The sequence below is a fragment of the Pseudomonas sp. FW305-3-2-15-C-LB1 genome (genome assembly GCF_058787615.1).
In genome coordinates this window covers 35,296-57,830 of sequence record NZ_JBYSZX010000010.1, presented here as the reverse complement: position 1 = coordinate 57,830, position 22,535 = coordinate 35,296, and the positions used below count along the sequence as shown (strand labels likewise).

Genomic DNA, 22,535 nt, shown 5'->3' with positions numbered 1-22,535 from the left:
TCGAACGGATTGAGTGAAAGAGTTGTCATTGGTCTTGTTGCTGACATTTTTCACTTGAGTGGCCGGCATAAGAAGGTGAAAACTGAGCCAAAGCCTGCGCTTTTTGCCAATCGGGGCGATTACCGCACCACTCTCCTGAGTATCGGATTGAAACCATGATCAAAACCGCGATTCCGGTCTTCAAGCTTTACGGGGAAAACCAGCAATGGCCAACCCCCGATTTGTTGCACTGCGAAACCATTTCCCGGCGCAGTCGGGAATACCAGTGGGAAATCCAGCCCCACCGGCACGCGGATCTGTGCCAGTTGCTGTATGTGCACAAAGGTCAGGCACAATTGGAAATCGAAGGGCAGCGCACCACGCTGAACGAAGCGACGCTGCAAGTCCTGCCGCCGCTGTGTGTGCACGGTTTTCGGTTTCCCGAGGATGTCGAAGGCTACGTGGTAACCCTCGCGGCGCCGCTGGTCAGCCACCTGCAGACACAACTGGGGGCGACGGTGGACGGTTTGCAGTCCCTGGGCAGTTACCCGGCGGGCAAGGACAGTGATTACCTGAACAGCCAGTTCGCCCGCTTGCAGGATGAATACGCCGACGCACAACCGGCCAGGGACATGATGATGCACGCGCTGGTCAGCGTGCTGCTGGTGTGGATCAGCCGCCAGGCCATCCAGAAGCGCCACCCACGGGCGCCGAGGGGGCGTGAATACTTCCGCCGCTTCACCCAACTGGTCGAGCAGCATTACCGTGAACACCCGAAGATCGAGGATCTGGCCCACAAGCTGGGCATCTCGGTGTCACACCTCAACGGCACATGCCGGGAACTGGGTGGGCAGCCTGCGCTGCAGATCATGCACGACCGCCAATTGCTGGAAGCCAAGCGCCTGCTGACCTACACCAGCATGACCATCAATGAAATGTCGGAAGTGCTGGGTTTTTCCGACCCGACCAACTTCTCGCGGCTGTTCCGCCGACGGGTCGGGTTCTCACCCAAGGCGTTTCGCGAGCAACTCAAGGCTCAACAGCCGATTACCTGAGCGCACTGAAACTGCCGGTATGCGGCACGCATTGGTCCTGATGGCAGCTGATCGCAAAAGTCGGCTGCATGCGGGTCAGTTCAACACGGTAGGCAGCGGTCCCGTAAAGCGCGCTGGCGATGGCGCACAGGGTGACAATCATCAGGTACTTTCTGGTTTTAATGCTCATGGCACAGACCTCTGCGGATCTAAACGGTGCTGTTTAAAGCATAGGTCAACCAGGGCGAGTTGCCATTATCGGGCGACATTCAACAGGTTTATGTCGCCCTACAGACCGACGTCCCACGCAGGCTCCTCCGGGAACCTCAGCACCAGAAAATCCAACAGGCTGCGCAGCGCCGATGGCATGTGCTTGCGCGAGGCGTACACCGCGTAGATGTTCATCTGCCGGGGCTCGGCGTCGGGCAGCAGGCGCACCAGTTCGCCACGGCGGATGTAATCGCCGGCCTGGTAAGTAGGCAGCATCGACACGCCGGCCCCGGCCAGCGTCACGCGCAACAAGGTGCTGGCCTCGTTGGACGTGATGTTGCCGGTGATGGGCACCGAGACGTGCTCGCCCCGCTCTTCGAAATGCCACAGGCTCTTGCCGAAATAGGAATGGGTGAGGCAGTTGTGCCCGGCCAGGTCTTCGACTTTCTGCGGGGCTGGATGCTCCAGCAGATACGCCGGCGAGGCGCACACCACCGAGCGACACAGGGTCAGGCGGCGCGCAATGAGATTGGGGTCCAGGTCGTTACTGGTGCGGATGGCCAGGTCGATGCGCTCATCCACCAGGTTCACCGTGCGGTCGAGCATTTGCAGATCGACGGTTACAAACGGGTAACGCTTGACGTACTCGGCGATGGCTGCGGCCAATTGCGCCTGGCCGAACGAGGTGCTGACGCTCAGGCGCAGCAGGCCACGGGGCGCGTCATCCGGCTCGCTGACGGCAGCTTGCATATCGCAGCACAGTTCCAGCAATTGTCGGCAGCGCGGCAAGGTTTCGCCGCCGGCCGCCGTAAGGCTGAGCTTGCGCGTGGTGCGGTGCAGCAGGCGTGCGCCGACCCAGTCTTCCAGCTCGGCCAGGTAGCGCGACACCACCGGGCGCGACAGGTCCAGATGATCGGCGGCGGCGGACTGGCTGCCCAGGTCCACCACGGTGACAAACACGCGCATTGCTTGGAGACGGTCCATGATTTGCCCGATTTCAGAAACAAACTATGTCCCAGCATCGCATTTTTAGTCTGGTTTTGTGCAACTAAGCTCTGTGCATCCTTTACCGATGCTGGAGCTGCCCGATGTTCTCCCCCCTCAAGCGCCTGACCCTGGCCACCGCCGCCTTGGCCTTCGCCGCCCACGCGGCCGCCGCCGAGCTGAAGCTGGACGTGTACAACCCTGGCGACGCCGCGATCTTCCCGGTCACCTCGGTGCTAGTCAGCGGCGCCAAGGATGCGGTCCTGATCGACGCCCAGTTCGGCAAAGGCCAGGCCGAACAACTGGTGCAGAAGATCCACGCCAGCGGCAAACACCTGACCACCATCTACATCAGCCACGGCGACCCGGACTACTACTTCGGCCTCGACACCCTCACCACCGCCTTCCCCGACGCCAAGGTACTGGCGCCGCAACCGGTGGTCGATCACATCAAGGCCACCGTCGCCGGCAAGCTTGAGTTCTGGGGCCCGAAAATGGGTGCGGACAAGCCGGCCAAAACTATCGTGCCGCAGGTCCTCGAAGGCCACAGCTTGAGCCTGGAAGGCCAGCAACTGGAGGTAATCGGCCTGGACGGCCCACAGCCGGATCGCAGTTTTGTGTGGATCCCTTCGATCAAGGCCGTGGTCGGTGGCGTGGTCGTCGCCGAAAACATTCATGTGTGGATGGCCGACACCCAGAGCGCGCAGTCCCACAAAGACTGGCTGGCCACCCTGCAACGCATTGAAGACCTGCAACCGCGCACCGTGATCCCGGGCCATTACCTGGGTACGCCATCTGTTCAATCCGTGAAATTTACCGCCGACTACATCAAGGCCTTCGACGCCGAAACCGCCAAGGCCAAGGATTCCGCGGCCCTGATCGCGGCCATGAAACAGCGTTACCCGACCCTCGCCGACGAAAGCTCGCTGGAACTCAGCGCCAAAGTCGCCAAGGGCGAAATGAAGTGGTGAACCGTTTCAAACCTTAACCGTACTGGAGAACGTCATGAGCAAGATCGCAATCATTGGGGCCACCGGCCGTGCCGGTAGCCAACTGCTGGAAGAAGCCCTGCGTCGCGGGCATAGCGTTGTGGCCATTGCACGTAACACCGACACGCTGGCGGCGCGCCCTGGCGTCGCCGTCAAGCAGGTTGATGCCCTGGACGCAGAGGCCCTGCAACAGGCCATCAGCGGCAGTGACGTGGTAATCAGCGCCGCGCACTTCGCCACCCTACCGGCCAGCGCCGTGATCGGGCCGGTAAAGAAAGCCGGGGTGAAACGCCTGCTGGTGGTGGGCGGTGCCGGTTCGCTGTTGTTGCCGGGTGGCGGTCGGGTGATCGACAGCGCAGGTTTCCCGGCTGAGTACAAAGCCGAAGCCAGTGCAGGTACCGCGTTTCTCGACACGCTGCGTCAGGAAAAGGAACTGGACTGGACGTTCCTGTCGCCTTCGGCGGAGTTCGTCGAGACCGAGCGCACCGGTCAATTCCGCGTGGGCCAGGACGATCTGCTGGTGAGCAGTGAAGGTCGCAGCTGGATCAGCTTTGCCGACTACGCCATCGCCTTGATCGACGAAGTCGAAACACCCAAGCACCCGCGCCAGCGTTTCACTGTCGGCTACTAACATGTGGGAGGGGGCTTGCCCCCGATACCGGTCGATCAGTCACACCTGTATTGACTGGCACACTGCAATCGGGGGCAAGCCCCCTCCCACATTTGATAGATGAATGTCAGGAGATTTTGGCTTGGGTGACCAACCAATCCATCAACGCTTCAAGCCCCGCCGAAGGCTCGGTGCCCGGTGGATACACCAGGTAATAGCCCATCCCCGTCGGCACCCGCAGCTCAAACGGCGTCGCCAACCGCCCGGCCTTCAAATCGTCGCCAATCAACGCGCGGTCGCCTATCGCCACACCGGAGCCTTGCGACGCCACCGTCATCGCCAAATCCAGCGTCTCAAAATGATGCCCCTGGCTCAGGTTACTCAGTCGCGTCTTCGCCGCTTTCAGCCACAACGCCCAGTCCCGTTCATCCCGCGTGGGGTGCAGCAGCACCTGTTGCTGCAAGTCTGCCGGGCTGTGCAGCACACCGAGCAGCGCGGGCGTGCAGACCGGGGTGAGTTGTTCATCGAACAGATGCCGCGCCTCGGCCGACTGCTCGGCGATGGGCGCATAGATCACCGCCGCATCGAATTGCTCGCGGCGAAAGTCCACGGTGTAGGCCACGGTGGTAGTGAGCGCTACCGGCACATCCGGACGCTCCTTCTGCCACTGCATCAGGCGTGGCAACAACCAGCGCATCACACAGGTGGAGGCCTTGAGTTGCAGGACCTGGCGGCGACTGCCGATCTGCTCCACCGCCTCGCCGATCAGACCGAAGACCTGCTGGGCGCGCAACGACCACTCACGCCCCTCCTCGGTCAGGCTCAAGCCCCGCGCCTGGCGTTGGAACAGCGCGTAGCCCAGGTGGCTTTCCAGCCCGGCAACCTGCCGGCTCACGGCACCCTGGGTGATGTGCAGTTGCTCGGCGGCGCGGGTGAAGTTGCAGCATTGGGCCGTGACCCAGAAGGTGTGCAACGCGGACAGCGGCGGGAGGCGTTTCATCGGGGCGCAGCCATGACGTGAGGACATGGCTAGTATGACTTTTTATCGATTGTTGCCGCTACCGGCCAGCCGGTCCAATAACGCCTTATCTCAACAACAAGAGCGACGTTTATGGCGACCTGCGGCGAAGTATTGGTCAACCTCCTGGAAGGCTATGGCGTGGACCAGGTGTTTGGCATCCCCGGCGTGCATACCGTGGAGTTGTATCGCGGCCTGGCCCGTTCCAGCATCCGCCACGTCACCCCGCGCCACGAACAGGGCGCCGGCTTCATGGCCGACGGTTATGCGCGCACCAGCGGCAAGCCCGGCGTGTGCTTCATCATCACCGGCCCCGGCATGACCAATATCACCACCGCCATGGGCCAGGCCTACGCTGACTCGATCCCGATGCTGGTGATCTCCAGCGTACAGTCGCGCAGCCAATTGGGCGGCGGGCGCGGGAAGTTGCATGAGCTGCCGAACCAGGGCGCGATGATCGCCGGCGTGGCGGCGTTCTCCCATACGCTGATGTCGGCGGCCGAGTTGCCCGGCGTGTTGGCGCGTGCCTTTGCGTTGTTCCAGGCCGGACGACCACGCCCGGTGCATATCGAAATCCCGTTGGATGTACTGGTAGAAAACGCCGACGCACTGCTGGGCAGTGAACCGGTCAGCGTGGCGCGCGCCGGTGCCGCGCCATCGGCGATCAAGCAGATGAGCCAGTTGCTCGCAGCGGCCAGGCAGCCCTTGATCCTGGCCGGTGGCGGCGCCATCGATGCATCCGCAGAACTCACGCAACTGGCCGAAGCCCTCGGCGCGCCGGTGGCCCTGACGATCAATGCCAAGGGCATGCTGCCTGCCAACCATCCGCTGTTGATCGGCTCGACCCAGACCCTTGTCGCCACCCGCGCCTTGGTCGCCGAAGCGGACGTGGTGTTGGCCATCGGCACCGAGCTGGCGGAAACCGACTACGACGTCACCTTCGCCGGCGGCTTCGGGATTCCCGGTGCGTTGCTGCGCATCGACATCGACCCGGACCAGACCGTGCGCAACTATCCGCCGCAGGTTGCCTTGGTGGCCGATGCACAAATCGCCGCCGAAGCGCTGCTGGTCGAGTTGAACAGCAAACCCTTGCCGCCCCGCAATCGCGCGTGGGGCGCTGCGCGTGTGGCACGCTTGTGGGCCGAACTGAACCCCGGCTGGGACGCCGCCACCCGCGCACAAACCCGGTTCCTCGACACCGTCCTGGAGGAGTTGCCCAACGCTGTGCTGGTCGGCGACTCGACCCAACCGGTGTACAGCGGCAACCTGACCCTGAACCTCGACCACCCGCGCCGCTGGTTCAACTCGTCCACCGGCTACGGCACCCTGGGCTACGCCCTGCCCGCCGCTATCGGGGCGTGGCTGGGGCGTGGCGACGGGCAACCGGTGGTGTGCCTGATCGGTGACGGCGGCCTGCAATTCAGCCTGCCGGAACTGGCCAGCGCCGTGGAGGCGCGCACGCCGATCATCGTGCTGCTGTGGAATAACCAGGGCTATGAAGAGATCAAGAAATACATGGTCAACCGCGCCATCGAGCCGGTGGGTGTGGACATCTATACGCCGGACTTTATCGGCGTAGCCAAGGCGTTGGGCTGTGCCGCTGAAAGCATCCAGGGCATCGCGCATCTGCGGACGGCACTGCGCAGCGCCGCTGATCGCCAAGGGCCGACGCTGATCGAAATCGACCAAGGCCTGTGGATGAAGGAGGTGGCGGTATGAGCGCGGTGTCGAACGGGATCTACATCGACGGCGCGTGGCAAGCCGGCCAAGCCGTACTCGAGGTGATCAACCCGGCCACCGAGGCGGTATTGGCCCGGGTCAGCGTCGGCGATGCGACGGCGGTGACCCAGGCGGTCGACGCCGCCAGCGCGGCCTTCAGCGAATGGTCGAACAGCACCGGCCGTGATCGCGCCGCCCTGCTGCGCAAGATCGCCCAGGGCGTGAGCGAGCAGCGCGAACAGCTGATGCACCTGCAATCGAGCAACAACGGCAAGCCACTGTTTGAAGCCGCAATTGATGTGGACGATGTGATCGCCACGTTCGAGTACTACGCCAGCGTTGCCGAAGAAATGGACGCCGCTCAGGACCAGCCGGTGGCGTTGCCCGGCGATGACTTCAGCGCACGTATGCGCCGCGAGCCCTGCGGCGTGGTGGGGCTGATCGTGCCGTGGAATTTCCCGATGGTGACCACCGCCTGGAAACTCGCCCCGGCCCTGGCCGCCGGTTGCTGCGTGGTGCTCAAGCCCTCGGAAGTCACGCCGTTGGCCGAGTTGCAGTTGGCGCGGATCATCGCCGAGGCAGGCTTGCCCGCTGGCGTGTTCAACCTGGTGTGCGGCACAGGCCTGGATGTCGGCGCGCCGTTGGCGGCGGACCGTCGAGTAGCGAAGATTTCCTTTACCGGCAGTAACGCCGTTGGCGTGCAGGTGATGCAGCGCGCGGCCGAAACCATCAAGGGCGTGAGCCTGGAACTGGGCGGCAAGTCTTCGCTGCTGGTAATGGCGGATGCCGACCTGGACCTGGCGGTGGAACTGGCCTGTGGTGGCGGTTTTTTCAACGCCGGGCAGATGTGTTCAGCCACCAGTCGCGTGTTGGTGGCTGACACGCTTGCCGATGAATTCCTGGTGCGTGTGCAGGCGCGGGCCGAAGCGATTCGCGTGGCGGACCCGTTTGCCGATGACGTGGAAATGGGTGCGCTGATCAACCGTACCCAGTATCAGCGGGTGCTGGGACATATCCAGCGCGCAATCGCGGACGGCGCCCGCTTGCTGTGCGGCGGTGAACGCCCGGCGGACTTGCCCAAGGGCTTTTTCATTCGCCCCACAGTGTTCACCGACGTGCCGCTGGACAGTGCGTTGTGGAACGCAGAGATCTTTGGTCCGGTGCTCTGTGTCCGGCGTTTTACCTGCGAGGCAGAAGCGATCGCCCTGGCCAACGACAGCGACTTCGGCCTGGTGGCGAGTGTGGTCAGCGGCCATGCCGAAACCGCCGAGCGTGTGGCGAATGCCTTGCAGGCCGGGCTGGTGTGGATCAACGCGCCGCAAGTGATCTTCCCGCAGACCGCGTGGGGCGGTTACAAGCAGAGCAGCATCGGCCGCGAGCTGGGACCGTGGGGGCTGGCGGCTTTCCAGGAGATCAAGCATGTGATCCGGTCTATCTAATGTGGGAGGGGCCTGACCCCTCTCACATTTTGACCAGCGCAATTTTTAGATAGACCTAGCGACTTTCTCATTTGCCCCCTGCTCCCACCCGTGGCCTGATTCGCCCTTGATCACTCAAGGGCCTCCCATGGAAACCGTTCACGCAAAACCCACCACCGCCCTCTGGCTGATGACCAGCGTCGTGCTGGTCGCCCTCAACCTGCGTCCGTCGATGGCGGCGGTCGGCCCGTTGTTGTCATCGATTCGCGGTGATGTGTCGCTGAGTTTCAGCAGCGCCGCGTTGCTGACCATGTTGCCGATGATGGCCATGGGCTTGGCGATGTTCTTCGGCATGGGCCTGGCCAAACGCTTTGGCGAGCACCGCAGCATCGTGGTGTCCCTGCTGGTGATCGGCGTGGCTACGCTGTCGCGGTTGTTCCTCGATTCGGCGCTGGAGTTGATCGTCAGCGCCATCGCGGCCGGGGTGGGGATCGCGATGATCCAGGCGTTGATGCCGGCGCTGATCAAGTCGCGGTTCAGTGACAATGTTGCGCTGTTCATGGGTGTTTACGTCACCGCGATCATGGGCGGCGCAGCACTGGCGGCGTCGTTCTCGCCGTTCGTGCAAGTGCAGACCGGCAGTTGGCGCATCGGCCTGTCAATCTGGGCGGTGTTGGCAGTGCTGGCGTTGGTGTTCTGGTACGCGCAACGCTCGGTACTGCCACCGTTGCCGCAAGCCGGCACAGCTCAACAGGCGTCATTTTTCGGCAATGGCCGGGCCTGGTTGCTGGCGGTGTTTTTCGGCCTGGGTACCGCGTCCTACACCTGCGTACTGGCGTGGCTCGCGCCGTACTACGTGGAGCAAGGCTGGAGCGAGCAGAATGCCGGCCTGCTGCTGGGCTTCTTGACGGCCATGGAAGTGGTGTCCGGCCTGGTCACTCCCGCCATCGCTAACCGCCTCCAGGATAAACGCGGTGTGGTGGCGGTGCTGCTGGTGCTGATCATCCTCGGTTTCTGCGGCCTGATTCTCAGCCCGCACCACCTGAGCCTGTTGTGGCCGTGCCTGCTGGGCCTGGGCATTGGCGGTCTGTTCCCGATGAGCCTGATCCTGTCCCTTGACCATTTGGACAACCCGCGCCGCGCCGGTGGTCTCACCGCCTTTGTGCAGGGTATCGGCTACCTGATCGCCGGGCTGTCGCCGCTGATCGCCGGGATGATCCGCGATCAACTGGGCAGCTTCGAATGGGCCTGGTGGTCGCTGACAGCGGTGATTGGGGTAATGCTGCTGATCGTGACGCGCTTCAACCCCAGGCATTACGCACGACATATCCGCTGACGTCGTATTGCAAACAGTATTTGTCTCAAGCCAAACATAGAAACGCCCTACAGAGCTTTCTAATGGCACGTTCGTTCCGTTAAGCTTTTGTGCTGTCTTGTACTGAGTTCGGTACAAAGGGTTTACGGACGAAACCGATGCTAAACAGTAACTTGCTCAGAAAGCTCGATATGCAGGACTTGATGGTGTTTATCGCCGTCTACGACCAGAGCAGTGTTACCGAGGTGTCCGAAACGCTGTTTGTCAGCCAGTCCACCGTGAGCTACAGCCTGAAGAAGCTGCGCACCAGCTTTGAAGACGAGTTGTTCATCAACACCCGGGCGGGCATGCGCCCAACGTACAAGGCCACCACCATGTACGGGCATGTGCAGAAGATCCTCGAATGCATCAACCTGTGCCACGCCGGTGGCCAGGCCTTCGACCCGACCCAGAAGGCCGTGACCTTCAACGTGTGCGCGCCGGAATACTTCGAACAGTTGATCCTGCCGCGCCTGTTGAAGCACTTCGACCGTGCCGACCTGCCGGTGATCGTCAACGTGCAAAAGCTGGAAACCGACATCCCCGCGGACGACCTGCGCGAAGGCCGCCTCGACCTGGTGATCTGTTTCGGCCCCAACTTCCACCGCGCCCACAAGGACTTGCGTACCCAGATGCTGCTCGAAGACGACCTGGTGTGCGTGTTCGATAAACGCTCGGCGCCACGGGAACCGGCGTTCAGCCTGCAGTCCTTCGTCGAACGGCGCCACGTGTTCCCCACGCCGTGGACCTCCGACACCAACATGATCGACGGCTGGCTGGCGCGCCAGGCCCACAAGCGCCAGGTGATCGCCCGCGCCAACAGCTACAGCGCAGCGTTGAAGATGATCACCGGCACCGACTTCATCGTCACCCTGCCGCGTCGCGTACAAAAGTTGCTGGCGCCCGCCACGACGTTCGGCCACTGCGAAGTGCCCAACGGGTTGCCGGGATTCACCCTGGAGATGCAGTGGAACGAAACCAGCGAACAGGACAGTGCCAATACCTGGTTTCGTGAGCAGGTGGTGAAGGTGTGCGCGGATCAGGGTTTGTTGTAAACCTCAGCCGATGGCGACTTTGCTGTAGCAGTCGCGATCCATGTCGACCAGTTGGACGCTGAGTTGAACCTGGATACCCTCCGGCCAATCGCCCATGTCCTGCAGGGCTGCCAGCAGGCTGTCCGACAGCTGTTTCTTGACCTGGGGTGGGCGCCCGCTGAGCAGCGACAGCTTCACCGCGATAAACCCGCGTGCTTCGAGGGAGGTGCCCACCTGGAACGTCTCGACCTTGACCACACGACTTTTGATGTCCAACTCGGAACTGAACTGCCCGGACGCCATCAGCACGTTGTTGAGCCGCAACAGGGTCTTCTCGACAGCAAGGCCCGTCAGGTTGGCGGTGTATTCCAGGTGCAGGTGTGGCATGGATGGCTCCGAGTCATTGGTAGGAAGATTCCTAGATATACCACGGATAAAAGCATCAGGCTTTGCTGGCCAGCCCTCTGTCGCTCATAAACGCTTCGAGCCGGGAACGTACCCAGCGCTCAGCCGGGTCGGTGTCCACGTGGCTGAGCCAGACCATCGACAAATCCAGGGTTGGCGTTTCGAACGGGAACGGCTCACAGAACAGGTGGCCCGACACTGCCATGGCCTCGGCGGTGTAGTCCGGCAGGCTGGCGATCAGGTCAGTGCCGGCGAGCAAGGCCGGCAGCGCGCTGTATTGCGGCACCGACAGCACCACATGGCGTTTGCGGCCGATCTCCGCCAGCCACTCATCGGCAAACCCCGACACGTTGGCGGTATGGGAAACCAGCACGTGGGGCCGTGAGCAATATTCATCAAGGGTCAGCGGCGTTTCAGACGCATCGGCGCGCAGGATACGCGGACGGATATGGCGCAGCAGCTTACGCTTGGCATTCGCCGGCAGGCCACGGGTCTGGGTGATGCCGACGGTGATATCGCCGGAGGCCAGCAGGTCGGGAATGCGCCAGTAGTCCACATGCTGCACCACGAATACCACTTGCGGCGCTTCCTGGCGCAAGGCGCGCAGCAAGGGCGGCAACAGGCCGAACTCCACGTCATCGGAGAGGCCGATGCGAAAGGTCATGGTGCTGATCGAGGGGTCGAAATCGTGGGTCAGGCTCAAGGCCGATGACAACGAATCCAGGGCCGGCGACAGGTGCTGAATGATCTCCTCGGCCCGCGCGGTGGGCTCCATGCGGTGGCCGACGCGGATGAACAGCGGGTCGTTGAACAAGGTACGCAAGCGGTTGAGGGCCGAGCTGATGGTCGGCTGGCCGAGAAACAGCTTCTCCGCCACCCGCGTCACGTTGCGCTCCAGCATCAACGCTTCGAACACCACCATCAGGTTGATGTCGGCTTTGCGTAGTTCATTGCGATTCATCGGCGCCTGCCCTTTTCCCAAGACAAGCCGCAGTTTAGAAAGCCCCGTAGCCGGCGTCTACGTGTAGGACGCTTCGCTGGCCTGCGCACCACGCTCAGGTTCGTGCCCCATGCGCAAGCGCAGGGCCGCCACGGCCGCCACCACCAGCACCAGCGCAATGACTTTCAAGCCGTTCATTGCATTGCCGGTGCTCATCTCGATCGCGCCCATCACCGACGGCCCGACAAAGCCGCCCAACAGCCCGCAGGCGTTGACAAATCCCAGCCCGCCGGCCAGCGCAACGCCCTTGAGGCGCGAAGCCGGGTACAGGAAGATGATCGACTGCACCACAAAGAACATCACCGCCGACAGGCAAAAACCCAGCAGGCTGAACACCGGCCCCGACACCGAGGCAATGCCCAGGCCCAACGCCATGGTCAGCAGGCCGGTGACCAGCAAGCGACGGCAGCGCCCGGGTGTGGTGGCAAAACGCGGAATAAACAATGCCCCGAGTGCCGCCGCGATCCACGGTAATGAAGTCAGCAGGCCGACGTTCATGGTGCTCAGTTCGCCATACTTGCTGATGATGCTCGGCAGGAAAAAGATCACGGTGTAGAGGGTGATCTGGTGACAGAAGTACACGAAAATCGCCAGCAGGATCTGCGGGGTCAGCCAGTTTTTCAACGAGTGACCGTCCTCGCCCGCGCCCTCCTCGACTTCCCGGGCAATGCGCTGCTCGATACCGCGCGCTTCCTCGGCCGACAGCCACGGCGCCTTGCTCGGACGATCCGGCAGTTTGCGCCAGACCACCCAGGCAAACGCCACGGCTGGCAAGCCTTCGAGCAGGAACATCCACTGCCAGCCGTGCCAGCCGAGCAGGCCGTCCATGCGCATCAGGGCCGCACCCACCGGGCCACCGATGATGTTGGCAAAGCACACGCCGAGCAGGAAATACCCGGTGGCCCGCGCCCGTTGCTCACGGTTGAACCAGTAGGTCAGGTACAGCATGACCCCAGGAAACAGCCCCGCTTCGGCGATGCCCAGCAACAGGCGCAACACGTAGAACGAGGTTTCGCCCTGCACAAAGGCCATGGCCGCCGAGATCAGGCCCCAGGTCACCATGATCCGCGCGATCCAGAATCGCGCGCCGACCTTGTGCATTATCAGGTTGCTGGGGATTTCCGACAGCGCATACGTCAGGAAAAACAACCCCGCGCCCAAGCCATAGGCGGCGGCTGAAATGCCCAGGTCGACGTCCAGGTGATGCTTGGCCAGGGCGATGTTGGTGCGGTCCAGGAAGCTCAGGATGTAGGCGATGATCAGCAAGGGCATCAGCTTGACGAACATCAGTTTGTTCAACGCCTGCGGTGTGCGGGCGGCGGTGGCGGTAGTCATCGGCAGTTCCTCTTGGCGCCCCGCCAGGCGGGCTGGGGGGCGCATCGGTGTTGTTCTAGGAGTCGAGTTGCAGCGCCAACGCCTGGGGGCGATGGGAAAACAGTTGCAGCAGCGCGCCGCCGAGGGCACAGCCGGCCATCACGAAGAAACACACGGTGTAGCCGTGCAGCGTGGTCCAGCCGCCGCCCATGGCGATCAGGCTGCCCATCAGCACCGGCGCCAGGCCGCCGCCGATAAACATCGCGGTGGTGATGATGCCGTTGGCGGTGGACGTCGCCGACGGCTCGGCCGAGTCGCAGGCCACCGCGTAGTAGATCGGCCACACCGCGTTGGCCACCAGGCCGAACAGCAGTTGCACGACGATGATCAGGGTCAGGGTGTTGGCGAAGTAGAACGCGCCGACACTCGCCGCCATCCACACCCCGCAGATGATCAGGGTGGTGCGTCGGCCGATGATGTCCGACAGCGACGGCCACACCAGTTGCCCGAGGATGCCGGTGAGGGTGAACACCACGCTCATCCCCGCCGACTCGGCCAGTGACAGTCCGACGATGTTGTAGAGGTAGGCCGGCAACACGATGTTGACGCCCATGTACACCACCTGGGTGAGCATCGTATTGCCCGCCGTGAGGGCGATATTGCGGTTGCGCAAGGTGGCGACGAAAGTGCGCCAGGCCTCGCCCTTCACCGAACTGGCCGGCGCGTTGTCCGGTGGCGTCATGCCCTTGGCGGCGATGTCGACGTACAACGCGGTGATGCGTTCGGCGGTGGAATAACGCGCCCAGAAAATCATCAGCGGCAACGCCACCACGAAGGCGAAGAAGAACACGTAGCGCCAGTTGTCCTCGCCAAACACGGTGATGACGAAACTGGCGACGATACCGCTGAGCATCGCACCAATCGGATAGCCCGTATGGTGCGCACCCAGGGCGAAGCCGCGCCGCTCCACCGGCCACCATTCGGCGGTGTTGCTCACCCCCACCGGCTCACCCCAGCCGGCGCCGAGGTTGACCCCGACGCGCAGGGCAATGAAAGTGGCGAGGTTGCCGCTCAGGGCCTTGAAGCCGGACAGAAACGAGATCGCCGTGTAGCCCAGCACCAGCGGCACCTGGAAACGTGCACGTTTCCAGCCGCCGCCGTAGCGGTCGCTCCACATGGAGCCGGGTATATCCAGCAACGCCAGGGCCAGCATGACCACCGTGGCCACGGTGCCCCATTGGTCGGCGGATAAATCGAAGTGCTTGGAGATGGTCGGCCCCAGGCGCAACACGATCTCACGGTCGTAGGCGTTGAGAATCCAGATCATCCAACAGACCAGCAGCGACACCCAGGAATGCCGGTGAATGCTGCGCAGCGACGCTTTTTTGATAGTTGCCATGGGCCTCTCCAGGCGCGCGAGGGCGCGCACTGACACAAGGTTGCGAAGGAATATGCCTTGTCACACACACGCGCTAGCTGGCGAACCGTCGCTCGGCTATTCCTTGCACGCCCAACCCGGTAATGGCGAACAACGCTCCGCGCTGCTGGCCGTCCGCCGGAAAACGCGGCAGCGGCGGCTTGGCCATGGAAGTCACAAACAGGGTGTCCAGGTTCGGCCCGCCAAAGGTCAGGCTGGTGACCTTTTTCACCGGCATCTGGATGATGCGGTCGACGTGACCGTCGGGGGTGTAGCGCACCAGTTTCCCGGCGTAGACCAAGGCTTGCCACAGGCAGCCCTCGGCATCCACCGTGCAGCCGTCGGCAGCGCCGCCGCCCGAGGTGTCGACCCTGGCGAAGGTGCGGCGGTTGCTCACATTGCCGGTGGCCAGGTCATAGTCGTAGGCCCAGATCTCGCCGGACCAGGTGTCGCAGAAATAGAAGGTGTCACCGGACGGGCTCCAGCACGGGCCGTTGGACACGATGATGCCTTCGTCCAGGGTGAGCAGACTCAGGTCGGCGTCCAGGCGGTAAAGCCTGGCGCTGGCGTTGTCCTCCAAGGTGTCCATGGAGCCGAAGATGAAGCGGCCCTGGCGGTCGACCTTGCCGTCGTTGAGGCGGTTATCCGGCAGGTGCGGTTCCGGGTCGATGACCAGGTTGAGCTCACCGCTGTTGAGGTCGAGGGTGTGTACGCCGTTTTGCAGGGCGACAATCGCCGACTCACCGTTATGGCGCAGGGCCATGGAGCCGATTTTCTGGCCGACCTCCCAGGCACGCAGTTCGCGGCCGTCGTCGGTGCAGCGCAGGACGCGGCCGTCGGCGCTGTCGATCCAATACAAGCGTTGTTGTTCGACGTCCCACACCGGGCCTTCGCCCAGGGTGGTCTTGACGTCGACAAGCACTTCGATACGCATGGTGTGATCCCCTTATTGTTGTTGTGCGGGATGCAGGCCGCGCCGTGACGCGGCAGTTGGTCGGGTTAGAAATTGACCTGATCGCGCCCCTTGAGCCCGAGGATTTCCCGCGCTTCATCCGGCGTGGCGACGCGATGGCCGAGCGCCTCGATCACCGTACGAATACGTCGCACCTGGTCGGCGTTGGACGCGGCCAATTTGCCCGGGCCGTCCCACAGCGAATCCTCCAGACCGACACGCGCATTGCTGCCCATGGACAGGCCCATGGTCGCCAGCGGAATCTGCCCACGCCCGGCGCCGAGGATCGACCACACATAGTCGTCGCCAAACAGGCGGTCGGCAGTACGCCGCATGTGCGCCAGGTCTTCGGGGTGCCCGCCGATGCCACCACGCAAGCCGAACACTGACTGGATAAACAACGGCGGCTTGAGCAGGCCGCGTTCCAGGAAATGCGCGGCGGTGTACAGGTGGCCGATGTCGTAGCACTCGATCTCGAACCGCGTGCGGTTCTCGGCACAGGAATTGAGGATATGGGTGATGTCACGGAAGGTGTTGCGGAAGATCCGGTCGTCACTTTCTTCCAGGTACGGCCGCTCCCAGTCGTGCTTGAAGTCGGTGAAGCGGTTGAGCATTTCATACAGGCCGAAGTTCATCGAGCCCATGTTCAGCGAGGCCAGTTCCGGCTTGAACTGCATCACCGGTTGCAGGCGCTCTTCCACGCCCATGGTCGGCGCGCCGCCGGTGGTGATGTTGATTACCACGTCGCTGGCGGCCTTGATCTGCGGCAGGAATTCGGCGAACAGCGCCGGGTCCTGGCTTGGGCGACCATCGTTGGGATCGCGGGCATGCAGGTGGACAATCGCGGCGCCGGCTTCGGCGGCACCGATGGCGGCATCGGCGATTTCCTGCGCAGTGATCGGCAAATGCGGCGACATCGACGGCGTATGAATCGCACCGGTAACGGCGCAGGTGATGATGACAGGACGATTTTTGGGCATGACGACTCTCCGACTTTTATTCTTATGAAAAAAATCCTGGGTGCAGCGCGCTGTGTTCTTGCGTGGCTTACAGGTACTCGACGTTACCGTCGACGCTGATCGCCTGGCCGGTCACGTTGCGTGCGGCGGGCGAACAGAGGAACAACGCCATGGCAGCCACGTCTTCGGCGGTGACCATGCGTTTGAGGGAAATTTTGTTGAGGTATTCCTGGCGCATCTCGGCTTCGGGCACGCCGACCTGCTCGGCACGGGCACGAATCACGCCGTCCATGCGTGGGCCTTCGACAATGCCGGGCAGCAAGGCGTTGACGCGGATATCGCTCTCGCCCAGCTCCGAGGCCAGGGATTTCATCAGGCCGACAATCGCCCATTTGGTCGCCGCGTACGGCGTGCGCCACGCGTAGCCCAGGCGCCCCGCCACCGAGGCGATATGCAGCAGGTGGCCGTGGGACGACGCCTTGAGCATCGGCACCGCATGGTGGGCAAAGCGGTATTGCGCGGTGAGATTGATGTTGATGGTGGCCTGCCACTCGGCGTCGCTGATCGCATCGATGCCGCCGGTAGGCCCGGCGATCCCGGCGTTGTTGACCAGCACATCGAGACCGCCGAAGTGCTCGCGCTGCACCTTGAATACCGCCTCGATCTGCACGGCATCGCTGACGTCGGCGCGGGTGGCGACGGTGCCCGGGTACTTGTCGCGAAACGCGGCCAGGGCCGGCTCGCTGACGTCACACACATGCACCTGGGCACCGGCTTCCAGATACGCCGCCGCCAGCACTTCACCAATGCCGGCAGCCCCGCCGGAAATCAACACACGTAACCCAGGATAGGGCTGCAGCCGCTGTAAGACACTCATGCACGTTTACCTCCTGAAGCAGACGGCCGCGAACGGTCGTTCTTGACGAGCAGGCGCGCCAGGGAATCGGCGGCCTGCATGATGTCATCGGTCACCGCTGCGCGTGCACCGGCGCCATCGCGGGCCGCCAGGGCTTCGACGATGCGCGTGTGCGCCTCCATCGAGCGTTGCAGGTGAGCTTTATCCGGGGCGACCAGCGCAAAGCACGGGCCCATGTGCAGCCAGAAGTTTTCCACGGCGGCCATGGTCAACTCGGCCTGGGCCACGGCGTAGATCCGCCGGTGAAACGCAAAGTTGGTCCACAGGTAGCGCGACACGTCGACTTCGTCGGCGGCGTGCTGCATTTGCTGGCAGAGGTCGGTGATTTCGTCGAGGTCGGCCTTTTGCAGGCGCAGCACGGCTTTTTCCGCCAGCAGCCCTTCGAGGGCGACCCGTGCATCACGAATTTCACGCAGGCGTTCGACCGTCATCAAGCGCACGCGCAGACGAGAGGTCTCGGTGACTTCAAAGGCGTTTTCGGCGCTGAGGCGTTGCAGGGCTTCGCGCACCGGCATCGGGCTGGAACCGAGGGCTTCGGCAAGGCCGCGGATGGTGAGTTTCTGGCCAGGCTGGAAACGGCCACTCATCAGCGCTTCGCGGATCTGGCGGTAGACCTGATCTTGCAAGGTATCGCGGGACACCTGGCGCAGGGTGGGCAGGAGGAGCGGACCATCTGTCATGAGGCAAAACCTGTGTTGTCGTTCTTATGGCCTCAATATGTGATCACAAATCAAATATGTCAAATAGTTTCCTGATTTTGGGAGTTGCACATACAACTGTGGGAGTGGGATTGCCCACTCCCACATTTGCAGCGCATTTAACCTGATATCAGGGTTTTAGCGGACGCTCCTGATCCCGCTCTGAAAGCTCGGTGCCATCATCGGGATGTTTCCAGGTCTGCGGTTTTTCTTCCTACCGCCGCTGGGGCTGCTCACGTTCCGGCTCGTCGCGCCGTTTCTGTTGATCCGTCATTGCCACCTCCCATCCGTAAGAATTGGTCACATCTTCAGCATAGACAGCGAACGCATTTCCGACTGCATTACCGATTGATAGCCAACGAACATCAATCTATCCAAAATTGTCACTTAACATTTCTAAATGTGTCAGCCACTATTCCAGGTCTTAAGCGAAACAAGCACATTCAAAAAGAACGCTGGAGACATAAAACCATGACTAGCCCTACCCGGCCCGACTCTACCCGTTCGAAAGTGGGGGCGGTATTTCGCGTTACTTCGGGCAACTTCCTCGAACAGTTCGACTTTTTTCTGTTCGGTTTCTACGCCACCTACATCGCTGCCGCCTTCTTCCCCGCCGCTAATGAGTTTGCGTCATTAATGATGACCTTCGCCGTATTCGGCGCAGGGTTTCTGATGCGTCCGTTGGGCGCGGTCATCCTGGGTGCCTATATCGATGACGTCGGTCGCCGCAAAGGGCTGATCGTGACCTTGTCGATCATGGCCAGCGGCACCCTGCTGATCGTGCTGGTGCCCGGTTATCACACCATCGGTTTGTGGGCACCGCTGCTGGTGCTGCTCGGTCGCTTACTGCAAGGCTTCTCGGCCGGTGCGGAACTGGGCGGTGTGTCGGTGTACCTGTCCGAAATGGCCACGCCAGGCCGCAAAGGCTTCTACACCAGCTGGCAATCCGGCAGCCAGCAGATCTCCATCGTGGTCGCCGCCGCACTGGGTTATGGCCTGAACGTGTGGATGGAGCCGGCCGTGGTGGCCGATTGGGGCTGGCGCATCCCGTTCGCCCTCGGCTGCGTGATCATCCCGTTCATTTTCATCCTGCGCCGCAACCTGCAGGAAACCGAAGAGTTCGCCAACCGCAAGCATCGCCCGACCATGCGCGAAGTGATGGCGACCCTGGTGAAAAACTGGACCGTGGTCATCGGCGGCATGCTGATGGTGGCCATGACCACTACCGCGTTCTACCTGATCACCGTGTATGCGCCGACTTTCGGCAAGACCGTGCTGCAATTGAGCACGTCCGATGCGCTGCTGGTGACCTTGCTGGTAGCCGTTTCGAACTTTGTCTGGCTGCCGATCGGCGGCACCTTGAGCGATCGTTTCGGTCGCAAGCCGGTGCTGATCGCGATGACCGTACTGACCGTTCTCACGGCTTACCCAGCGCTGTCCTACGTGGTGAACGCGCCAAGCTTCGCCCATATGCTGGAAACCCTGCTGTGGTTCTCCTTCCTCTATGGCATGTACAACGGCGCGATGATCCCGGCCCTCACCGAAATCATGCCGGTGGAAGTGCGCGTGGCGGGCTTCTCCCTGGCCTATAGCCTGGCCACCGCGATCTTCGGAGGTTTCACCCCGGCGATCTCCACCTGGTTCATCCACATCACCGAAGACAAGGCCTCGCCGGCCTACTGGATGATGTTCGCCGCAGCATGCGCGCTGTGCTCGACCCTCGCGCTGTATCGTCGTGCCAACGCCCGTGGGCAAGTGATGCAGGGGGCCGCACAATGAAGGCTCTGCTCAAGACCCTGACGGCCCTGGCCCTGGGCGCACTGGCATTGTCGGCCCAGGCCGAGCAGTTGAAGGTAATGACATCGGGTGGCTTCACTGCCGCCTATAAACTGCTTGGCCCGCAATATGCCAAGCAAAGCGGCGATACCCTCGACACCATCCTCGGCCCGTCGATGGGCAAGGCGCCGGAAGCGATTCCCAACCGCCTGGCCCGAGGCGAACCCGCTGACGTGGTGATCATGGTCGGCTACGCCCTGGATGACTTGATCAAGCAAGGCAAGGTCGACCCGGCCTCCCGCGTGGAACTGGCAGACTCGCGCATCGGCCTGGTGGTAAAAGCCGGCGCCGTCAAACCGGCCATCGGCACCGATGCCGAATTGAAAGCCACCCTGAGCAAAGCCAAGTCGGTCGCCTATTCGGACAGCGCCAGCGGTGTATACGTCGAGAAAGAGTTGTTCAAGAAGCTCGGCATGCCCGCCAAAGGCACCATGATCGAACGCCAGCCGGTGGCCGAACAGGTGGCCAAGGGTGACTACGAAGTCGGCCTGCAACAGGTGGCGGAATTGTTGCCGGTGCCAGGTGTGACCTTCGTCGGCAAGATCCCGGAAGATGTGCAATCGGTGACGCGCTTTGCCGCCGGCATTCCGGTCAACGCGCAACACCCGGAGCAGGCCAAGGCGTTGTTGCAATTCCTGGCCTCACCCCAGGCGCAACCGGTGGTGCAATCCACCGGCCTGGACTCGGTGTCACGCTGAGCGAAACGGCATCTCCCGCAATAACCGCTCCAACTCCAGCGCCGCTGGCGGCAATGTCCGCCCGCGGCGTTTTATCAAGCCCACGTTGCGCATCACCTGCGGTTCCACCAGCGGCACGCCGACCAGGATCGGGTGCTCCAGGGCCGGCATCGCAATCGATGGCACCATCGCCACGCCCAATCCCGCCTCCACCAGGCCGATCATGGTAGTCACATGGTGCGTTTCGCAGACACTCGGCTTTTTCACCCGTATGCCGCGCAAGGCCTGGTCAAGCAGGAGGCGGTTGCCGGAGGTCTTGTCCAGGGTGATGTAATCATGTTCGCAGGCCTCGGCCCAGCTCACGCTGTCGCGCTGGGCCAGCGGGTGATCGCGGCGACAGGCCAGCACGTAGCGCTCCTGCAACAACAGTTCGAATTCCACTTCCTCGGCCAGGCTGCCGCTGAAACTCAAGCCGAAATCCGCTTCGCCACTCTCCACCGCGCTGCACACCTCGCCGGCACTGGTATCCAGCACCCGCAAGCGGATCTTCGGGTACAGCTTGCGGAATTCGGAGATCACGTGGGGCATGAAGTAGTACGCGGTGGACGGCACGCAGGCGACAGTGACATTGCCCATGCGCGTGGACGCGACGTTACTGATGCCCATCAGCGCCACGTCGAGGTCGTCAAGCATGCGTTCGACTTGTGGCAAAAACGTACGGCCCACCATGGTCAGGCTGACCCGCCGGGTAGTGCGTTCGAACAGCTTCACATCAAGGGCGGTTTCGAGCTTTTCGATGCGCCGGCTGAGGGCCGGTTGCGAGATGCGGATGGCCTCGGCGGCGCCACGGAAACTGCCCTTGTCTACCACGGCGCGGAAGGCCTGGAGGTCGTTGAGGTCGAAGTTGATGATCACGGGAGGGCCAATGTGGTCGAAGTGGCGGGCATTATCGTACGCGAGTCGCAGCGTCGCCATATGTGGGTGACCGGCAGGCCGTTAAATGACCCGCGTCACTGGCCAAACAGGAGGTCCAAACTATAGTCCCCCAGGGCACTTTTAAAGTGACGGCACCCCTGAACGAATCCGCTTGAAACAATTCCAAACAGCTCAATTTAGTATAGATTGCGCGCACCGCATCAATGGCATTCAAGGAGGTTACCGTGGCAACTCTGCAAACGAACACAATCCAGGCCCTGCAAGCTAATCACAGCTCTCTCCTTGACCAATGGAAAGCCCGTCTCGAAGCCTCGGGGGCCACGCGCAATATCAAGCCTGACGACGTGCAAACACAGACCGCCGAGTTCCTGGTTCTGCTGACTGAAGCCCTGCAAAATGGCGGTTCGCAGCACATCGATCATGAAAACTGGGCACAAACCCGCCTATTCCTGGAAAAGCTCTCCCACAGCCGCGCCCTCGCCGGCCAGGACTCCCAGCAGACCGCCAGCTTCATTTTTGTCCTCAAGGGCCCGCTGTTCACGCTGTTGCAGCGTGAATATGCCGACCAACCGGCACAATTGGCCGAACAACTGCTGACAGTCTCCGAGCTGCTCGACGCCCTGGGCATGCACACCATCCGCACCTTCCAGAAATCCCGCGAGTCGGTGATCAAGCGCCAGCAGGAAGAGTTGCTGGAGCTGTCCACGCCGGTGGTCAAGTTGTGGGAAGGCGTCCTGGCCCTGCCGATGATCGGCACCCTGGATTCGCAACGCACCCAGGTGGTGATGGAATCGCTGCTGCAACGCATCGTCGACACCGGCGCGGAAATCGCGATCATCGACATTACCGGCGTACCGACCGTCGACACCCTGGTCGCCCAGCACCTGCTCAAAACTGTCACGGCCATCCGCTTGATGGGTGCCGACTGCATCATCAGTGGCGTACGCCCGCAAATCGCGCAGACCATCGTGCACCTGGGTCTCGACCTGCAAGGCGTGGTCACCAAGGCCAACCTGGCCGATGCGCTGGCACTCTCCCTCAAACGCTTAGGCGTTACCGTCACCAAGGCCGTTTAA

General features: G+C 62.4%; 22 protein-coding genes. 10 read left to right on the top strand and 12 right to left on the bottom strand.

Annotated elements, in window-relative coordinates; translation table 11 throughout:
• Positions 1-155 precede the first annotated feature (155 nt).
• Positions 156-1,034: a helix-turn-helix domain-containing protein gene (locus AC3WP7_RS19610; RefSeq protein WP_093512050.1), complete on the top strand. Its 879-nt coding sequence runs from the start codon at positions 156-158 to the stop codon at positions 1,032-1,034.
• Here AC3WP7_RS19610 and AC3WP7_RS19605 read toward each other — a convergent pair.
• Complete coding sequence (locus AC3WP7_RS19605) at positions 1,027-1,203, bottom strand: hypothetical protein (protein ID WP_165447907.1); 177 nt, start codon at positions 1,201-1,203, stop codon at positions 1,027-1,029. The genes AC3WP7_RS19610 and AC3WP7_RS19605 overlap by 8 nt on opposite strands.
• Before the next feature lie 98 nt (positions 1,204-1,301).
• Entirely contained in the window at positions 1,302-2,207 is a 906-nt protein-coding gene (locus AC3WP7_RS19600; protein WP_102592625.1) for a LysR family transcriptional regulator, read from the bottom strand.
• Between the two features lie 104 nt (positions 2,208-2,311).
• Here AC3WP7_RS19600 and AC3WP7_RS19595 point away from each other — a divergent pair, with 104 nt between their 5' ends.
• Positions 2,312-3,178 (top strand): MBL fold metallo-hydrolase, encoded by an 867-nt coding sequence (locus tag AC3WP7_RS19595; RefSeq protein ID WP_102592624.1) that lies wholly within the window; start codon positions 2,312-2,314, stop codon positions 3,176-3,178.
• A gap of 34 nt (positions 3,179-3,212) precedes the next feature.
• On the top strand, positions 3,213-3,827 hold the full coding sequence (locus AC3WP7_RS19590; RefSeq protein ID WP_102592623.1) for an NAD(P)-dependent oxidoreductase: 615 nt from the start codon (positions 3,213-3,215) through the stop codon (positions 3,825-3,827).
• A 106-nt stretch (positions 3,828-3,933) separates the two neighbouring features.
• Here AC3WP7_RS19590 and AC3WP7_RS19585 read toward each other — a convergent pair whose 3' ends face one another.
• On the bottom strand, positions 3,934-4,806 hold the full coding sequence (locus tag AC3WP7_RS19585) for a LysR substrate-binding domain-containing protein (protein ID WP_092247273.1): 873 nt from the start codon (positions 4,804-4,806) through the stop codon (positions 3,934-3,936).
• A 111-nt stretch (positions 4,807-4,917) separates the two neighbouring features.
• On the opposite strand from AC3WP7_RS19585, the gene AC3WP7_RS19580 reads away from it, so the two are divergent.
• The 4 genes from AC3WP7_RS19580 to AC3WP7_RS19565 all read left to right on the top strand — a co-directional run bounded on the left by AC3WP7_RS19580 (position 4,918) and on the right by AC3WP7_RS19565 (position 10,370).
• Complete coding sequence (locus AC3WP7_RS19580; RefSeq protein WP_102592622.1) at positions 4,918-6,543, top strand: 5-guanidino-2-oxopentanoate decarboxylase; 1,626 nt, start codon at positions 4,918-4,920, stop codon at positions 6,541-6,543.
• Positions 6,540-7,982: an aldehyde dehydrogenase family protein gene (locus tag AC3WP7_RS19575; RefSeq protein WP_093512061.1), complete on the top strand. Its 1,443-nt coding sequence runs from the start codon at positions 6,540-6,542 to the stop codon at positions 7,980-7,982. Before AC3WP7_RS19580 ends, AC3WP7_RS19575 begins: the two co-directional genes overlap by 4 nt.
• A 127-nt stretch (positions 7,983-8,109) precedes the next feature.
• Positions 8,110-9,297 carry a cyanate transporter gene (locus tag AC3WP7_RS19570; RefSeq protein ID WP_102592621.1) on the top strand — a complete coding sequence of 396 codons (1,188 nt, stop codon included), beginning with the start codon at positions 8,110-8,112 and terminating at the stop codon, positions 9,295-9,297.
• 137 nt (positions 9,298-9,434) lie between these two features.
• Positions 9,435-10,370, top strand: a complete 936-nt coding sequence (locus AC3WP7_RS19565; protein ID WP_093512064.1) for a LysR family transcriptional regulator — start codon at positions 9,435-9,437, stop codon at positions 10,368-10,370.
• A gap of 3 nt (positions 10,371-10,373) precedes the next feature.
• Here AC3WP7_RS19565 and AC3WP7_RS19560 read toward each other — a convergent pair whose 3' ends face one another.
• From AC3WP7_RS19560 to AC3WP7_RS19525, 8 genes are all read right to left on the bottom strand, one after another.
• Entirely contained in the window at positions 10,374-10,736 is a 363-nt protein-coding gene (locus AC3WP7_RS19560) for a 5-carboxymethyl-2-hydroxymuconate Delta-isomerase (protein WP_092247261.1), read from the bottom strand.
• A 55-nt stretch (positions 10,737-10,791) separates the two neighbouring features.
• A complete protein-coding gene (locus AC3WP7_RS19555; protein WP_071488956.1) occupies positions 10,792-11,715 on the bottom strand; it encodes a LysR substrate-binding domain-containing protein in 924 nt (307 codons plus the stop codon).
• Between the two features lie 57 nt (positions 11,716-11,772).
• A complete protein-coding gene (locus tag AC3WP7_RS19550; RefSeq protein ID WP_092247639.1) occupies positions 11,773-13,089 on the bottom strand; it encodes an MFS transporter in 1,317 nt (438 codons plus the stop codon).
• Between the two features lie 55 nt (positions 13,090-13,144).
• On the bottom strand, positions 13,145-14,467 hold the full coding sequence (locus AC3WP7_RS19545) for an MFS transporter (RefSeq protein WP_102592620.1): 1,323 nt from the start codon (positions 14,465-14,467) through the stop codon (positions 13,145-13,147).
• 73 nt (positions 14,468-14,540) lie between these two features.
• Positions 14,541-15,419 carry an SMP-30/gluconolactonase/LRE family protein gene (locus tag AC3WP7_RS19540; protein WP_102592619.1) on the bottom strand — a complete coding sequence of 293 codons (879 nt, stop codon included), beginning with the start codon at positions 15,417-15,419 and terminating at the stop codon, positions 14,541-14,543.
• A 65-nt stretch (positions 15,420-15,484) separates the two neighbouring features.
• Positions 15,485-16,417: a 3,5-dioxohexanoate:acetyl-CoA acetone transferase gene (gene kce, locus AC3WP7_RS19535; protein ID WP_071488953.1), complete on the bottom strand. Its 933-nt coding sequence runs from the start codon at positions 16,415-16,417 to the stop codon at positions 15,485-15,487.
• Between the two features lie 67 nt (positions 16,418-16,484).
• Positions 16,485-17,273 (bottom strand): SDR family oxidoreductase, encoded by a 789-nt coding sequence (locus AC3WP7_RS19530; RefSeq protein WP_071488952.1) that lies wholly within the window; start codon positions 17,271-17,273, stop codon positions 16,485-16,487.
• Positions 17,270-17,992: a GntR family transcriptional regulator gene (locus AC3WP7_RS19525; protein WP_092247252.1), complete on the bottom strand. Its 723-nt coding sequence runs from the start codon at positions 17,990-17,992 to the stop codon at positions 17,270-17,272. Before AC3WP7_RS19525 ends, AC3WP7_RS19530 begins: the two co-directional genes overlap by 4 nt.
• Before the next feature lie 489 nt (positions 17,993-18,481).
• Between AC3WP7_RS19525 and AC3WP7_RS19520 the strand changes: the two genes are divergently transcribed.
• Entirely contained in the window at positions 18,482-19,789 is a 1,308-nt protein-coding gene (locus AC3WP7_RS19520) for an MFS transporter (protein WP_071488951.1), read from the top strand.
• Positions 19,786-20,544 (top strand): substrate-binding domain-containing protein, encoded by a 759-nt coding sequence (locus AC3WP7_RS19515; protein WP_092247250.1) that lies wholly within the window; start codon positions 19,786-19,788, stop codon positions 20,542-20,544. The genes AC3WP7_RS19520 and AC3WP7_RS19515 overlap by 4 nt, the downstream gene beginning before the upstream one ends.
• On the opposite strand, the gene AC3WP7_RS19510 is transcribed toward AC3WP7_RS19515, so the two are convergent.
• Complete coding sequence (locus AC3WP7_RS19510) at positions 20,536-21,438, bottom strand: LysR family transcriptional regulator (protein WP_092247636.1); 903 nt, start codon at positions 21,436-21,438, stop codon at positions 20,536-20,538. The genes AC3WP7_RS19515 and AC3WP7_RS19510 overlap by 9 nt on opposite strands.
• Positions 21,439-21,683: 245 nt before the next feature.
• Here AC3WP7_RS19510 and AC3WP7_RS19505 point away from each other — a divergent pair, with 245 nt between their 5' ends.
• On the top strand, positions 21,684-22,535 hold the full coding sequence (locus AC3WP7_RS19505; protein ID WP_102592638.1) for an STAS domain-containing protein: 852 nt from the start codon (positions 21,684-21,686) through the stop codon (positions 22,533-22,535).